Annotated in this window: 15 protein-coding genes; 6 read left to right on the top strand and 9 right to left on the bottom strand. The window is 37.0% G+C overall.

From position 1 onward, the window contains the following. Window positions 1-12 precede the first annotated feature (12 nt). From DS885_RS07420 to DS885_RS07400, 5 genes are all read left to right on the top strand, one after another. Window positions 13-879, top strand: a complete 867-nt coding sequence (locus tag DS885_RS07420) for a 6-carboxytetrahydropterin synthase (RefSeq protein ID WP_113818800.1) — start codon at window positions 13-15, stop codon at window positions 877-879. 62 nt (window positions 880-941) lie between these two features. Next, window positions 942-1,289 carry an HIT domain-containing protein gene (locus DS885_RS07415; protein ID WP_113818799.1) on the top strand — a complete coding sequence of 116 codons (348 nt, stop codon included), beginning with the start codon at window positions 942-944 and terminating at the stop codon, window positions 1,287-1,289. 64 nt (window positions 1,290-1,353) lie between these two features. Further along, window positions 1,354-1,953 (top strand): penicillin-binding protein activator LpoB, encoded by a 600-nt coding sequence (locus tag DS885_RS07410; protein WP_113818798.1) that lies wholly within the window; start codon window positions 1,354-1,356, stop codon window positions 1,951-1,953. Between the two features lie 59 nt (window positions 1,954-2,012). Further along, complete coding sequence (locus DS885_RS07405) at window positions 2,013-3,245, top strand: COG3014 family protein (protein WP_113818797.1); 1,233 nt, start codon at window positions 2,013-2,015, stop codon at window positions 3,243-3,245. Window positions 3,246-3,269: 24 nt separating this feature from the next. After that, window positions 3,270-4,274 carry an LPP20 family lipoprotein gene (locus DS885_RS07400; RefSeq protein ID WP_113818796.1) on the top strand — a complete coding sequence of 335 codons (1,005 nt, stop codon included), beginning with the start codon at window positions 3,270-3,272 and terminating at the stop codon, window positions 4,272-4,274. Here DS885_RS07400 and DS885_RS07395 read toward each other — a convergent pair. Then, a complete protein-coding gene (locus DS885_RS07395) occupies window positions 4,252-5,178 on the bottom strand; it encodes a ketopantoate reductase family protein (protein ID WP_113818795.1) in 927 nt (308 codons plus the stop codon). The genes DS885_RS07400 and DS885_RS07395 overlap by 23 nt on opposite strands. Window positions 5,179-5,356: 178 nt before the next feature. Here DS885_RS07395 and DS885_RS07390 point away from each other — a divergent pair, with 178 nt between their 5' ends. After that, a complete protein-coding gene (locus tag DS885_RS07390) occupies window positions 5,357-5,839 on the top strand; it encodes a YajQ family cyclic di-GMP-binding protein (RefSeq protein WP_113818794.1) in 483 nt (160 codons plus the stop codon). Between the two features lie 191 nt (window positions 5,840-6,030). Here the strand turns inward: DS885_RS07390 and DS885_RS07385 are convergent, their stop codons facing one another. The 8 genes from DS885_RS07385 to sbcB all read right to left on the bottom strand — a co-directional run bounded on the left by DS885_RS07385 (window position 6,031) and on the right by sbcB (window position 13,983). Further along, a complete protein-coding gene (locus tag DS885_RS07385; RefSeq protein WP_113818793.1) occupies window positions 6,031-6,702 on the bottom strand; it encodes a M15 family metallopeptidase in 672 nt (223 codons plus the stop codon). Beyond that, a complete protein-coding gene (gene dapE, locus DS885_RS07380; protein ID WP_113818792.1) occupies window positions 6,699-7,832 on the bottom strand; it encodes a succinyl-diaminopimelate desuccinylase in 1,134 nt (377 codons plus the stop codon). The genes DS885_RS07385 and dapE overlap by 4 nt, the downstream gene beginning before the upstream one ends. Before the next feature lie 9 nt (window positions 7,833-7,841). Next, window positions 7,842-8,192, bottom strand: coding sequence for an ArsC family reductase (locus tag DS885_RS07375; RefSeq protein WP_113818791.1), 351 nt, complete (start codon window positions 8,190-8,192; stop codon window positions 7,842-7,844). 124 nt (window positions 8,193-8,316) lie between these two features. Continuing rightward, on the bottom strand, window positions 8,317-8,826 hold the full coding sequence (crr, locus tag DS885_RS07370) for a PTS glucose transporter subunit IIA (RefSeq protein WP_113818790.1): 510 nt from the start codon (window positions 8,824-8,826) through the stop codon (window positions 8,317-8,319). Between the two features lie 68 nt (window positions 8,827-8,894). Continuing rightward, window positions 8,895-10,616, bottom strand: a complete 1,722-nt coding sequence (gene ptsI, locus DS885_RS07365; protein ID WP_113818789.1) for a phosphoenolpyruvate-protein phosphotransferase PtsI — start codon at window positions 10,614-10,616, stop codon at window positions 8,895-8,897. Between the two features lie 50 nt (window positions 10,617-10,666). Then, window positions 10,667-10,924, bottom strand: coding sequence for an HPr family phosphocarrier protein (locus tag DS885_RS07360; protein ID WP_113818788.1), 258 nt, complete (start codon window positions 10,922-10,924; stop codon window positions 10,667-10,669). A gap of 399 nt (window positions 10,925-11,323) precedes the next feature. Then, complete coding sequence (gene cysK, locus DS885_RS07355; RefSeq protein ID WP_113818787.1) at window positions 11,324-12,289, bottom strand: cysteine synthase A; 966 nt, start codon at window positions 12,287-12,289, stop codon at window positions 11,324-11,326. Window positions 12,290-12,555: 266 nt separating this feature from the next. Beyond that, entirely contained in the window at window positions 12,556-13,983 is a 1,428-nt protein-coding gene (gene sbcB / locus DS885_RS07350; RefSeq protein ID WP_113818786.1) for an exodeoxyribonuclease I, read from the bottom strand. Between the last annotated feature and the right edge of the window lie 626 nt (window positions 13,984-14,609).

The following is a 14,609-nucleotide window of genomic DNA, read 5'->3' as shown; positions in this document are numbered from 1 at the left end:
AGAGATAAAAGAATGAAATTATTTGTACGAGATTTAACTGTTATTGATTCAACTTACTTAGAGGCTACTCGTGGTTTTGTAGGGGAAAGCTATCAAGTTGATGTGGTGTTAGATGGGCAGTTAAATGAACAATCTATGATTTTAGACTTTGCTTTGGTGAAGAAACAGATCAAAGCGATTATCGATGCTGAAGTTGATCATAAACTATTAGTACCAAGTTTATCTGCTGCTTGTAAAGTGCAAGCAGAAGATGAGCGAACTCAAGTTGATTACCATTTAAATGATGCTGAACTTATTCAAGTAAAGGCGCCACATGAAGCATACTGTTTGCTTGATTGTGAGGTTATTAATGAGGCATTTATTGCGCGTTATTTAGAGCAGGTTATTCTAGAAAAATTACCAGAGAATATATCTGGACTGCAAATCACTTTACATCCAGAAGTGATCAATACGCCATTTTACCATTACACTCACGGTTTAAAGAAACATAATGGTAATTGCCAACGCATTGCACATGGTCATCGTTCTAAAATTGATATTTTTATTAATGATCAATATAGCGAACAATGGGTTGAGCAATGGGCTGCGCGTTGGACAGATATCTATTTAGCCAGTGAAAGTGATCTGATTAAACGTAGTGACCTGTCGTTTATTACACAGAAACCAACTGCTGAAGTTCATTGTTCTGCTTATCATGCGCCGCAGGGGTATTTTGAGTTATTAATGCCTGCTAGTCGCTGTGAAGTATTAAACAATGATACCACGGTAGAAGAGTTAGCACGCTTCATCTGTGAAACCATTAAAGCTGAAGAAGGTGATAATAAGGTCACTGTGTTTGCCTATGAAGGCATTGGTAAAGGTGCGATTGTCGAGCTATAACGATCAGTGGTTATTGGCCATGAACAAGCACCATTGATAAAAACATTGATTAAGGATTAAAGATGGCTGAAGAAACAATATTTAGAAAAATAATTGATAAAGAGATCCCGTCGGATACGTTATACCAAGATCAGTATGTTACTGCTTTTCGTGATATTTCACCGCAGGCACCGGTGCATATTTTGATTATTCCCAATAAACTGATCGCAACGGCTAATGATATCGAGGTTGAAGATGAAGTGTTAATCGGGAAGTTATATACGGTCGCTAAAAAGTTAGCCAAAGAAGAGGGCATTGCGGAGTCAGGTTATCGCTTAATCATGAACTGTAATAATGATGGCGGGCAAGAGGTCTATCACATACATTTACATTTATTAGGTGGAAAAAGATTAGGCAAGTTAGTAAATTAACTTTATCTATTAAGTTATGATAAGTTATTGATACTATTTTATTCTTTACAAAGTGGAGTTTACAATGAAAATACATACTAGTCTTTTATTGGCGGTAATGAGTAGTGTAATGCTTACTGCTTGTTCAACGTCAGTAGAGCGTTTAGATGCAAGCGAACAGGTTGATTTAAGTGGTGCATGGAACGATACAGACTCTCAGTTAGTGGCTGAAGAGATGATCCAAGATTCATTATCAAGACCGTGGATCACTAAGTTTGTGACCAGTGAAGGTAAAGACCCTGCTGTTATTGTTGGCCGCATTAAAAATTTAAGCCATGAGCATATTAATACCAATACTTTTGTTGCCAATATGGAGAGAGAATTAATTAATTCCGGTGAAGTACAATTTGTTGCAAGTGCTTCAAGTCGTCAAGAAATTCGTGATGAGCGTGCAGATCAAGACTTAAATGCATCAGAAGTAACACGTAAAGAAGCTGGGCAAGAGTATGGTGCAGATTTCATGATGCAAGGTCAAATCAATACCATTGTTGATGTAGATGGCACTACGCAGGTGCGTTTTTATCAAGTCAACCTTGAATTAATTAGCTTAAAGGATAACCGTAAAGTGTGGATTGGTGAGAAGAAAATCAAAAAACTTATCTCTAACAGTAAAATCCGTCCGTAACGTTTATATACAATAATAGGCTCTGTAATGAGCCTATTATTGTATCAAATGGAATAACTATGTATAAATTGTTACTTGTCTTTGTCTTTTTACTTTCCGGCTGTGCTCAGCACTCTAACAATCGACTTGCAGATGATTTACAATTTCAAACACCAGAGTCCATCCTCTCAGCATTACAAGAAACTAAACCTGACGATAGAGATATAGCGCAATATTATCTTAATATAGGTTACCTACAGTTATTATCTGGGCACTTTCCTGAGTCTATTGATGCACTATTAATTGCTAAAAAAGAGATGGGATCTCTGGCAGCGACTTCGGTGTCAGAAAATATCGGGGCAGGGACGGTTAATGAGACCTTAAGAAGTTATAGTGGTTATCCCCTTGATCGTGTCATGGTGCATAATATGTTGGCTTTGAGTTATCTATTTAATCAAGATATAGGTGGCGCGCGCGTGGAAATGTTACAAGCCGACGTCGCCATGAAAAAACTCTTTGATAAAGACTCTTTGAGTGGTCAACTGGCTAGTACCCACCTTATTTCTGGTATTATTTATGAGTTATTAGATGAACGCTCTAATGCCTTTATTAGCTATCAATTGGCTGAAGAGGTACTTAATAAACGTCATATCGCTTTGCCAGAAGGGTTGAAGTTAGGTTTATTAAGAATGAGCTTAAAAATGGGTAATGACCAAGCTTATGATAAATATAGTCAAGCCTACCCAAGCTTAGCAGAGCATCAAACGGCTAAGGGGCAAGTATTTGTACTGTACTTTAACGGTGTTGTGTCTAATAAAGTTCAAGCGAGTTTAACTGTGCCAAGTTTTAATGGCCAACAACTGATCCGTATTGCCATGCCAACTTACCCGGAACGTGTGCCACGCCCTGTAAGTGCACAAGTCGGTGACGGACAACAAATTAAAAATACGCAAGTTACAGAAAATATTAATGACATTGCTAGAGAGGATTTAGATAAAGAGTATCCTTCTATTCTATTACTCACCACCACCAGAGCGATTGCAAAATATAAAGTGGTGGAGGAAGCCAAAAAGAAAGATCAATTAATCGGTACCTTGCTTAATTTTGCCACTTTGATCAGTGAAGTCGCTGATTTGCGAAGTTGGAATATGTTACCTGCGACAATTCAATTTGCTTATTTAGACACTAACTCAGATAATATTGTTGTTTCTCCCCCTAAGACTGCCGACAATTCAGTGAGTCTTCAGCAAGGGCATCAACATGTTATTTTAGCGACTAATTTATCCAATAAAATATTGCACTATCAGCAATGATTAGCCTTTTGTTAAGGAGTTTACATGAAAAAGATCACCTTACTTGCTTCACTATTATCTAGCGTATTTTTACTGAGCGCTTGCTCCACACCATCTTCAACGCAAACTGACAATCAGCGCCCAACATGGATAGATCATGCACAAACTGAATATCCTGAATCACAATATTTAACGGCGGTAGGACAAGCTTCTAATAGAACTCGCGCAGGCAAAAATGCCGTGGCTAATTTATTAGAGATATTCTCTGTGAACGTCAGAGCTGAAACCCGCACCTTAACCGAAGCAGTTAAACAAGAGAGTGCTTTGGGTGTCACCATGGAAAGTTCAAGTACGTTACAACGTGATATTCAAACCGAAACAGAGCAAGCAATTCAAGGTGTTGAGATTAAACAAACCTGGTTGAGCCCAAGCGGAGAGTATTATGCACTAGCGGTATTACATCGTTTAAGTGCTTCACAAAACTTAACGGAATCGATCGTTGCCCTAGATGAAAAAACAGCTGAGTTAATTGATTACAGTATTAATCAAGCACCTAATGCAATTGCATCAATTAATGCGTTACGCTCAGCGCGAGATGTTCAAATAACGCGTAAAATGGCAAACTTTCAATTGCAATATATAAGTGGTAGTGGTGTGCCAGTAGATATTTCAAGTGATAAAATTGAGCAATTAATTAAACAAAAACTAGCTGCTTTAGCTATCGCAGCAAAGGCTGATACAGAGTCTCAAGCAAAAGCAATTCAGTCGGGCCTTTCTTCATTAGGCGTTCAAGTCACTGATAATGCAAATATTGAAGTAACAGGTTATGCAGATGTAACTAATCCTGCGTTAATTGAGTCTTGGTATTGGCTACGTGGTAGTTATGAGTTAAGTCTTAGCGAAAATGGTCAAGTGATCAGTCGTAAACGTTGGCCTATTAAGGTTTCAGCAAAGCAAAAAGATCTATTAAAATTGCGTTTACAAGACAAATTAAGCACTCGTATGGATGAATACTTACAGCAATTAATTAGTGACTCTCCATCGCTCTAACTTGCGCATATAAATCATTTAAAATTGGCGTTTCAATATTATGTTGTAACGCCTTTTTAATCAGGTAACCATTGATAAACTCTATCTCTGTTTGTCGGCCAAAGTGAATATCTCTATTCATTGAGGAATAATTTTCTGCGGTAGCTTTAATCACATTTGCTACAGTTTCCTGCAATTCATTTAAATCAAAGGTTAATTGTTCAGCTTCTGCAATAGCAAAGACTTCTAATACTAATGGCTGGATTAACGGTGCATATTCAGTGCAACGCAATTGCCCATTTTTGATCTGGTGAATGGCCGTCAGTGGATTGATCACGGCATTAATAATCAGCTTTAACCAGCATTTCTCGATAATTTCATTACTAATATGAGTATCAGGCATAATCTCTAACAGAGGGTGTAAATAGGTGTTTAATCGGTCTTCCATTGGTTGATGATTATTATTTGATTCGTAACCTGGATAAAAACCAAAGTAACTTGGCCCCGCACCAGTATGTGTAATGGTTAAAGCATCAGTTAATAAACTAGCATTGGCAGTGGTGGCACAAATAATCGGGTTATTAGGGAAGTGTTTAGCTACTTGCTCCGCACAACCATAACCATTATGCATTAAGATAATAGCTTGTTGTGGTTTGATATAAGCTTGCTGTTGTAGCAGTGCTGCAAGCACCTGATGTGCTTTAACACACACTAATAAACTACTTTGTTGTGCTTGCTCCGTTTTGTGCAGTAACTGCATGCCATGAGAGACATTAAATGAGTGACACTTACCTATTAAGTCTGTGAGCGTTAAAGTGTTTGTAGACAATACCGAGCGCGATACAATATGACATGGGTAACCTGCTTGTAATAACTTGCCTAACCATAAGCAACCAATTGCACCCGCACCAATTATTTGTATCATACTGTGTCCTATACCGTTAAATGACTATGATCATTAACATAAACATCTATTATGCTAATTTGCTGATTTAGTTACAAGAGACAAAACACACTATGGCAATGCTTAGTCATAGATGATCACTGCGTTTTCTGGTAAATTCATACCCTAGAATATTTTATAGTTTTAAAAGGGAACAAAGATGCCTTCATTTGATATCGTATCAGAAATTGATTTAGTAGAAGTTAAAAATGCCGTTGATAACACTAGCCGTGAACTCGGTACTCGTTATGATTTTCGTGGTGTAAAAGCATCTATTACACTAAACAAAGAAGTGGTTAAATTAGAAGCAGAAGCGGAAATGCAAATCAATGCATTGCGCGATATGTTACGTGCTAACTTAGTAAAACGTGGTGTTGATACTCGCTCTATGGACCCTGATAAATACGAGCAGTCTGGTAAATTCTGGTCACAAAATGTGAAATTTAAAGTAGGTGTTGATCAGCCAACGGCTAAGAAGTTAGTAAAACACATTAAAGATAGCAAAATGAAAGTACAGGTATCTATTCAAGGTGATCAATTACGTGTAACCGGTAAAAAACGTGATGACCTTCAGCAAACGATGCGCTTAGTAAAAGAGTGTGATTTAGGAATGGGTTTCCAGTTTAATAACTTTAAAGACTAGTTTTTGTTGGATAGTTTCTAAAAAATAAAGCCAAGTACATACATGTACTTGGCTTTTTACTTTTAAAGTAATACCAATTGCATTAAGTAAGCGAGCTAAATTTTGCGCAGGAAAAATGACAACGAAGAAGTAAGTCATTTTAACCAGTAAAATAGATCAGTTATTTAGTGTGATTGGTATAAGTTAGATTTTTATCTTGGTGTTAGATTGCAGACATACTGCTGATAGATATGTGCTAACTCTTGTTGGATCAATTCTTTACCTAAAATCTCATGAGATTGAATTGTGTCACGAATTAAATCGAGATCTAGTTGTACTAAACAGTTTTCTGCAATGGGAAAATAACTTAAGTGCCATGGCTCTTCAGCAACTCCACCTTGATCCTTTTGATAAGGACGACAAAAACCGAATGCTTGAATATTCTCACCTAACCAAGCCGTTAACTCACTAAAATAACCACCATTCAAATACTCACTTTTCTGCAACTGCAATGATTGGCCCTGTGGTAATAAGCTCGGGTCGTATACATCGATATCTGTTCCCCAGTGATGGCGACTAGCACTTGGTAGGGCAGACCAATGCAACAGGTGATACAGTTTTTCCCGTTCGCTCACTTTGTTGATATCAATAGGTTTTTCTAGCTGATCTAATATCGCAGTAACACCGGAATATTTGTTATTCCATATATGTAATTGACGTTCAAAGCTACGAAAAGCACTAGCAACATGTAGCGTAAAGCCTGCACTTTTAGCGCTACTTTGTAACGCTGTAAAGTCTGCGATGACTTGCTTATGCAGTAACCTATTCGGTGCAAACTCAACCAAATGAGTTTGCGCTTGTCCGGTCAATTCTAATGGGTTCATGCCAGTAAGTTTTTAAGTGTTAGCTTAAAGATATCAACTAATTCATCTAATTGGGCAATGTTAGTTGATTCATTTACTTTATGGATGGTGGCATTAATTGGGCCTAGTTCCACCACTTGTGCGCCAGTAGGCGCAATAAAGCGCGCATCGGATGTACCGCCACTTGTTGATAGCTCAGTAGTAATGCCGTTTGTTGCTAAAATAGCATCAGCAACAGCATCTGTTAGCGAACCTGGTTCCGTAATAAATGGTTGGCCGTTATAAGTCCATTTAATATCGTATTCAAAACCGGATTTATTTAATATCCCTTCCACTTTTTCAGTTAACATGTCCGCTGTCAGTTCAGTTGAATAACGGAAGTTACATTGTACAACCGCATCACCAGGAACAACATTACTCGCACCAGTACCTGAATTAAAGTTAGTAATTTGAAAACTGGTTGCAGGGAAGTACTGGTTACCTTTATCCCATTCTGTTTGTACTAGCTCTGTTAAAGCAGGGGCAGCTAAATGAATAGGGTTATTAACTAGATGCGGGTAAGCAACGTGTCCTTGTGTACCTTTAAAAGTGATATCAGCGGTTAATGAACCACGACGACCATTTTTAATAATGTCACCTACATGGTTAGTACTTGAAGGTTCACCAACGATACAGTAATCAATTTTCTCATTACGCGCTTCTAATACATCTATCACACGTGTTGTACCGTTGATAAAAGGGCCTTCTTCATCACTAGTAATTAATAGCGCAATTGAGCCTTTATGTTCTTGGTGCTCTTCAATGAATGCTTCTAAGCCAAGCATGAAACAAGCAATACCACTTTTCATGTCTGCTGCACCACGTCCATACAACATGCCATCAACAATAGTTGGTTCGAAGGGCGGAGTGTTCCATTTACTTTCTGGACCCGGTGGAACCACATCAGTATGACCTGCAAAACAAAATAGGGGGGCTTCCGTACCACGTCTTGCCCAAAGGTTTAAGGTATCTTCAAATTCCATTGTTTCACATACAAAACCCATTTTTTCTAAACGTGAAATAAGAAGGTCTTGGCAACCTGCATCTTCAGGAGTGACTGAACGACGACTGATTAAATCTTGTAATAGTGATACGACTGGTGAATGGCTCATTGTATTTCCTTATACTGCAAAAAAAGATTGGTATTTTTTAACATTAAATCCGACGATTGCAGCGCCGTTATGAATGATTAGCGGACGTTTTATTAAAGTAGGGGAATCGATGAACAGTGCTTTAACTGTTGTTTCATCTAAGGTCTCTTTTTGTTGCTCCGTTAGTGCACGATAGCTAGTGCTACGTTTATTTAACAGCTCACCCCAAGAAGAAACAGCATAAAACTGAGCTAATAAATCTTCATCTAACCCATCTTTACGGTAGTCATGAAAGGTGAAGGCAATGTCGTTTTCTTTAAGCCATTTTTGCGCTTTTTTAATAGTATCGCAATTTGGGATACCGTACATAGTTGTTGTCATTGAAATGCTTCTATTATTAAATAAAAAGATGCATGATTGTAACAAGAAAGAGAAGTTAAGAACAAGGAGGGCTAAAATGAAAAAAGCCGCCTAAGCGACTTTTTATATTGGAACTTGTTTATCATTATTTAACGATTTTAAGCACAGGATCTGACGCTACTTCAACAGTACCAGACATTTTCTGTAACTCTTTAATCTCATCCATGTTAGAGATAACAACAGGCGTTAAAATAGATTTAGCTTTTTCAGTTAATAAAGCAAGATCGAACTCGATGATAGTATCACCCGCTTTTACTTTTTGACCTTCTTGAGCAACGCGAGTAAAACCTTCGCCTTTTAGCTCAACTGTATCAATACCAAAGTGAACAAATAATTCAATACCATCTGCAGACTCTAGTGAAAAGGCATGGTTAGTTTCGAAAATCTTACCAATTTCACCATCACATGGTGCAACCATTTTATTTCCGGTAGGGCGAATCGCAATGCCATCACCAACAATTTTTTCAGCAAAAACGACATCTGGCACATCTTCAATAGCAATGATCTCACCTGATAGTGGTGCAATAATATCAATGGTGTTTGCTGTTTGTGTATTGCCGCTTACTGCTTTTTTTAAAGAATCAAAAAAACCCATATAACTAAACTCCAATTTTATAAAATAAAAAGAAAGGTAAGCGATAACCTACCTTTCTTATCAATCAGTTAACTAATACCTTTAGCTTTATTGAAGTCGTTAACTAAGGCTTCTATCTCTCCCGCAGTCGCCATTGATAATGCTTTATCAGCTAGCGCTTTGGCATCTGCAAAGCTAGTGCTACGGATAACTTTCTTAACCGTAGGAATTGAAATTGAACTCATTGAGAATTCATCTAAGCCCATACCTAGTAGTAATAGAGTTGCACGTTCATCACCTGCTAACTCACCACACATACCAGTCCATTTACCCGCTGCATGAGATGCATCGATTACTGTTTTAATGATAGTTAAAACAGAAGGTGTTAATGGGTTGTAAAGATCAGAAATTAATTCATTACCACGGTCCACAGCTAGTGTGTACTGTGTTAAATCGTTAGTACCGATACTGAAGAAATCTACTTCTTTAATTAAGTGGTGCGCAATTGCAGAAGCCGCTGGTGTTTCGATCATTACACCAATCTCAATCTCTTCATCAAAAGCAAGATTCTCATCTCTTAATTCAGCTTTTAATGTTTCTAGGATAGCTTTTAATTTACGAACTTCTTCAACTGAGATGATCATTGGGAACATGATACGGATTTTACCAAAGGCAGAAGCACGTAATAAACCACGTAATTGTGGATTCATGATCTCTGGACGATCAAAACAGATACGGATTGCACGCCATCCTAAAAATGGGTTTAATTCCGTTGGTAAGTCTAAGTAAGGTAGGTCTTTATCACCACCGATATCCATAGTACGGATAATACATGCTTTACCTTCCATTGCTTCTACAACATCTTTGTAAGCAAGGAACTGTTCTTCTTCAGTAGGAAGTTGATCTCTATCCATGAATAGGAATTCTGTGCGGTATAAACCAACACATTCTGCGCCGTTGCGCTTAGCACCGTCAGTGTCTTTTACAGAACCAACGTTTGCCCCAACTTCAACCTGATGACCATCAGTCGTTGTAGCTGGTAAATCTTTTAATTTAGCTAGCTCAGCTTTTTCGTGTAAGAACTCTTCACGTACAGCTTTAGCTTCTTCCATTTCTGCATCAGTTGGGTTGATGATTACTTTATTGTTTAAAGCATCAAGAATAACTAGGTCGCCATTCTCTACTTTTTGAGTAATATCGTTAGTACCAACAATGGCTGGAATCTCTAGTGAGCGAGCCATGATAGACGTATGTGAAGTACGGCCACCAATGTCTGTAATAAAGCCTAATACTTTATCTAGGTTAATTTGTGCCGTTTCAGAAGGTGTTAAATCATTTGCAATTAACACAACCTCTTCTGAAATATCACTTAGATTAACAATGTCAATGCCTAATACGTTCTTTAATAAACGGTTACCGATGTCACGGAAGTCAGCTGCACGTTCACGCAAGTAAGGGTCGTCTAACTCTTGTAACATTTGTGCATTTTCTTCCACGACTGCGTTAACAGCAAAGTCGGCAGTTGCTTTGTTTTTCTTGATATAGGTGATGATATCTTCTTCAAGCTCTTCATCTTCAAGTAGCATTATATGCCCTTCAAAGATAGCTTCTTTCTCTTCACCAAATGTCTCAAGAGCTTTTTGCTTAACTACTTCTAGTTGAGCTGAAGTTTTTGCTCGGCCGTCAAGAAATCGAGTAATTTCATGTTCAATATTGCTTACTTTCTCAGTATTGAGAGAAATTTCGTCTTCTTGTAATAACAATGCTTTTGCAAACGTAATACCAGGGGATGCCAGTATGCCAGATATCATAACCTATCCTTAAAACTACTAAATATTTATCTTATTGAAAGATATATGTATTAAACTAATGTTGCCATTAACTCAACAAGCGTATCAACAGCTTTTTGCTCGTCTGCGCCTTCAGCTTTAATGTTCACTGATGTGCCTTGAGTTAAACCAAGAGTTTGTAGTTTGAAAAGACTTTTTGCACTTGCAGATTTGCTACCTACTTCAACAGAAATGTCAGATGCAAATGATTTTGCTTCTTTAACAAATTGTGCTGCAGGGCGAGTATGAAGACCGTTTGGAGCCGTGATAGTTACTGTTTTTTGATACATGGTAACACCTTAATAAATTTAAATTTGTAATGATAGCAAATTTTAATTGATGTAAAAAAAAATTGCTATTGAACGACATTGAAATTGTTAAAATGCAGCGTATAAACTTTAAAAATGAGAGGTAGGAATAAAAGAAAAAATTGATAATAGCGATTAACTAAATATTAAGTTTTTCTCTCACCTTACTTATCTTTAAATACCCGTTATTAAAACGTTCAATATCATATTTAATGATCCTAAATATGACGTACTAGGTCAACGATTTTCTCCTCTTTAAAGGGGAAAACTATGTATTATTGTTGTTTTTGAGTGTTTTTTAAGCAAAGCTCAGTTTTTCCAATATTTAGATATAAAAAAAGGTGCTAAAAAGCACCTTTTTTAAGCTATTTATGAGGTAAATTAAGCGAAGTTTTCACCTTCAAAAACACCTGCAAAAAGAGCTGTTGATAAGTAACGCTCACCAGAGCTTGGTAAAATAACAACGATGTTCTTATCTTTGTATTCCGGCTCTGCTGCTAAACGTGCTGCAGCAACGACTGCCGCACCAGAAGAAATACCGGCTAGAATACCTTCTTCTTCCATTAAACGACGAGCCATTGCAATAGCATCTTCGTTGCTTACTTGCTCTGCACGGTCTATTAATGACATATCTAAGTTTTTAGGAATGAAGCCAGCACCAATACCTTGGATTTTGTGTGGTCCAGGTTTAACTTCTTCACCGGCTAACGTTTGTGAAATGACTGGTGAATCTGTAGGTTCAACGGCAACACTTGTAATTGCTTTACCTTGGATTTCTTTAATGTAACGACTTACACCTGAAATAGTACCGCCTGTACCAACACCTGCAACAAATACATCGATTTCACCGTCTGTATCATTCCAGATTTCTGGGCCAGTTGTCTCTACGTGAACCTCAGGGTTTGCTGGATTTTCGAATTGACGCATTACAAGGTATTTTTTAGTTTCAGACTGAGCTAATTCTTCAGCTTTGTTGATTGCACCTTTCATACCAAGAGCACCATCAGTAAGTACTAAATTTGCACCCAATGCTTTTAATAGTTTACGACGCTCAACACTCATTGTGTTAGGCATAGTTAGGGTGATTTTGTAACCTCGAGCTGCAGCAACAAAAGCAAGCGCGATACCTGTATTACCACTAGTTGCTTCAACTAATTCAACATCTTTTGTTAACGTACCGTCTTTTTCAGCAGCTAAGATCATGTTTGCACCAATACGACATTTTACGCTGAAGCTTGGGTTGCGACTTTCAACTTTTGCAAATACATTGCCTGTAGTTACATTGTTTAAACGTACTAGTGGAGTGTTACCAATTGCTTGTGAATTATCGCTAAAAATCTTACTCATCATATTGTTCCTATTGGTTGGGTGTTTTTTATAGATAGGCTAATAGCATATCCAATGTTTTAAAATGCGGAAGTGAAATTTTGTTATACCATATAGGTTTTTACCATATGTTGGAATATCACACTTTTTTAAAGTAATTGTTTACTAAATGAATTTACATTTTTGTTTTATTGATTGTTGATTTTAAATGACTTGTTTATAAGTGAAAGGTGGTATTGCTAGAGAAAATAGATCATCTCTCTAGCAATTTGTATGCTGTTTTTTAATCAGTTATTGGTTACAAACTCTAAGTAGTGTCCAAGTTTTTGTAAAATCGCAATCTTCTCTTCATTATGTTGATGTTCAATAGCAAGCATCTCTAAACGAGCGATGTAGTTATCAACATTTTCAATGAAATACGCTTCACGATGACGATTCCATTTTTGTGACTCTTCGCTAGTTAAGGTTTGTGGGTAATTTCTCGCTTTATAGCGGTGCCATAACATTTCAAGGTTAGGATCATCAAAGTGTACTTGGTAAGATTCTATCTGTTGTGGCGATAATTGGGTGATCTCTTTGGCTTGTTTTTTATCGTTTGCCGAAGGAAAACCACCAGAATACAGTTTTTGTTCTGGTTGTTGCTGCCCAGTGCTTTTTACTTCAGTGTCAAAAACTGCGGTTAGTTTTTCTACTAGTTGTTTATTAGCGAGGAATAAATTCATTGATTCGCGACATTGTTTCGCATCAACCCCTAACTCTTTTGCGCGTTCAGCGGTTAAGGTTTTTGCACTGGCAACAATCGGGCATTTATTTATATGAATAAGTTTAATCGGTGGACGATTGATTCCTTCTGGTAAATTGTCCGTTGCGGTATACAAATAGGATTGAATTTGATCGATATCTAATGATAATAATTGCGATAAATCTTTATTTAAATCAACTACGATCACTGCATTGCTGTTAGTGGGGTGTTGTGCAATAGGTAAAATATAAGAACAACAACCTTGTAAGGCTGGGAACATGCCTGATATATGTACCAAAGGGGAAAAACTTCCCATTTTTAATACGTCTTTTACTTTATTCTTTTGTCTTAAGTTAAAGCAGTATTCATAAAGTTTAGGGTGAGCTTCTTTGATCAATTTAGCCATGGCGATAGTCGCGTAAACATCGGACATTGCATCATGTGCCTGTTGATGCACTATGTCATTGGCTTTAGTTAATAACTCTAACTTAAAAGAGGGAACATCATTTTCATCAAATACCCATTCAATACCTTCAGGTCTTAAGGCATAGCACGCTCTTACCATATCGATAATATCCCAACGTGAACAACCATTTTGCCATTCTCTTTGGTAAGCATCATGAAAGTTTCGATACAAGGTAAAGCGAGTGACTTCATCGTCAAAACGAATATTGTTGTACCCCACAACACAGGTATTAGCCTGTTGAAATTGTTGTAAAATATTAAAAATAAATTGGTTTTCAAATTCACCGTGCTGAAGTGCGTATTGCGGTGTAATGCCGGTGACTAAACAAGCTTCAGGTGCAGGTAAATAATCATTGGGTGGTCGGCAGTACCATTGATAAGGTTCTGAAATAATATTTAAATCAAGATCGGTGCGAATACCGGCAAACTGTGAAGGACGATCTGTGCCTGGATTTAAGCCAAAGGTTTCATAGTCATGCCATAAAAGGCTTGGTGATACTTGATTCATATTATTTACCCGTAATTAATGTCGTTATATTGTGTCGAATTTACCTTTAAAAAGCGAATCAATTGCATTGAATGTGATTGAAAAATAAGTTTAATTGATTAATTTACTGACACTTTAGTTTGTATCTAAAAAGGATGGTGAGAATTTAAACAGTCATAGGAAACTTGATCAGGGTAGAACAGATCAAAGAATAAATCGATTTTGTTGTTTTATAAATGCGTTATTACAATTTTAGTTTTTTAAACAACAAGCATATTTATGAAAAATAAGGTTATTGTCTTTTCAGAAGGGATTGTACGCGTAAGCGCAAATGTGCTTATTTAATAGGCTTCTGGAGAAGTTATGTGAAGTTATATTTACTGGGAAATTAAACAGTGAAAGATTGTTATTCAGGAAAATGTTGCTGTAATTACAATAAGGCAACAAAATTAACAAAAATAATTACAGTTTATTTACATAAAAATATAGGCTGAGTTATTGTCTATAGAAAAGGGAGTAACTGAATACAAGAATTCATTTTTCTAGTGAGTTTTATAACCGTGTTTAGTTATATTTCCAATTAAGGGACAAAGCCAATTTCACAATCTAGCATCTAGCATCTAGCATCTAGCATCTAGTATCTAGTA

The sequence above is a fragment of the Psychromonas sp. B3M02 genome (genome assembly GCF_003318165.1).
GTDB lineage: Bacteria > Pseudomonadota > Gammaproteobacteria > Enterobacterales > Psychromonadaceae > Psychromonas.
This window is presented reverse-complemented; position numbering and strand designations above follow the sequence as displayed.

Bases quoted from the DNA above. Each gene is read 5' to 3' on its own strand.
- cysK (WP_113818787.1), bottom strand. From the start codon at position 12,289: ATGAGTAAGATTTTTAGCGATAATTCACAAGCAATTGGTAACACTCCA.
- DS885_RS07385 (WP_113818793.1), bottom strand. From the start codon at position 6,702: ATGAACCCATTAGAATTGACCGGACAAGCGCAAACTCATTTGGTTGAG.
- DS885_RS07410 (WP_113818798.1), top strand. From the start codon at position 1,354: ATGAAAATACATACTAGTCTTTTATTGGCGGTAATGAGTAGTGTAATG.
- DS885_RS07390 (WP_113818794.1), top strand. From the start codon at position 5,357: ATGCCTTCATTTGATATCGTATCAGAAATTGATTTAGTAGAAGTTAAA.
- DS885_RS07415 (WP_113818799.1), top strand. From the start codon at position 942: ATGGCTGAAGAAACAATATTTAGAAAAATAATTGATAAAGAGATCCCG.
- DS885_RS07420 (WP_113818800.1), top strand. From the start codon at position 13: ATGAAATTATTTGTACGAGATTTAACTGTTATTGATTCAACTTACTTA.
- DS885_RS07405 (WP_113818797.1), top strand. From the start codon at position 2,013: ATGTATAAATTGTTACTTGTCTTTGTCTTTTTACTTTCCGGCTGTGCT.
- DS885_RS07375 (WP_113818791.1), bottom strand. From the start codon at position 8,192: ATGACAACAACTATGTACGGTATCCCAAATTGCGATACTATTAAAAAA.
- sbcB (WP_113818786.1), bottom strand. From the start codon at position 13,983: ATGAATCAAGTATCACCAAGCCTTTTATGGCATGACTATGAAACCTTT.
- DS885_RS07395 (WP_113818795.1), bottom strand. From the start codon at position 5,178: ATGATACAAATAATTGGTGCGGGTGCAATTGGTTGCTTATGGTTAGGC.
- DS885_RS07360 (WP_113818788.1), bottom strand. From the start codon at position 10,924: ATGTATCAAAAAACAGTAACTATCACGGCTCCAAACGGTCTTCATACT.
- dapE (WP_113818792.1), bottom strand. From the start codon at position 7,832: ATGAGCCATTCACCAGTCGTATCACTATTACAAGATTTAATCAGTCGT.
- DS885_RS07400 (WP_113818796.1), top strand. From the start codon at position 3,270: ATGAAAAAGATCACCTTACTTGCTTCACTATTATCTAGCGTATTTTTA.
- ptsI (WP_113818789.1), bottom strand. From the start codon at position 10,616: ATGATATCTGGCATACTGGCATCCCCTGGTATTACGTTTGCAAAAGCA.
- crr (WP_113818790.1), bottom strand. From the start codon at position 8,826: ATGGGTTTTTTTGATTCTTTAAAAAAAGCAGTAAGCGGCAATACACAA.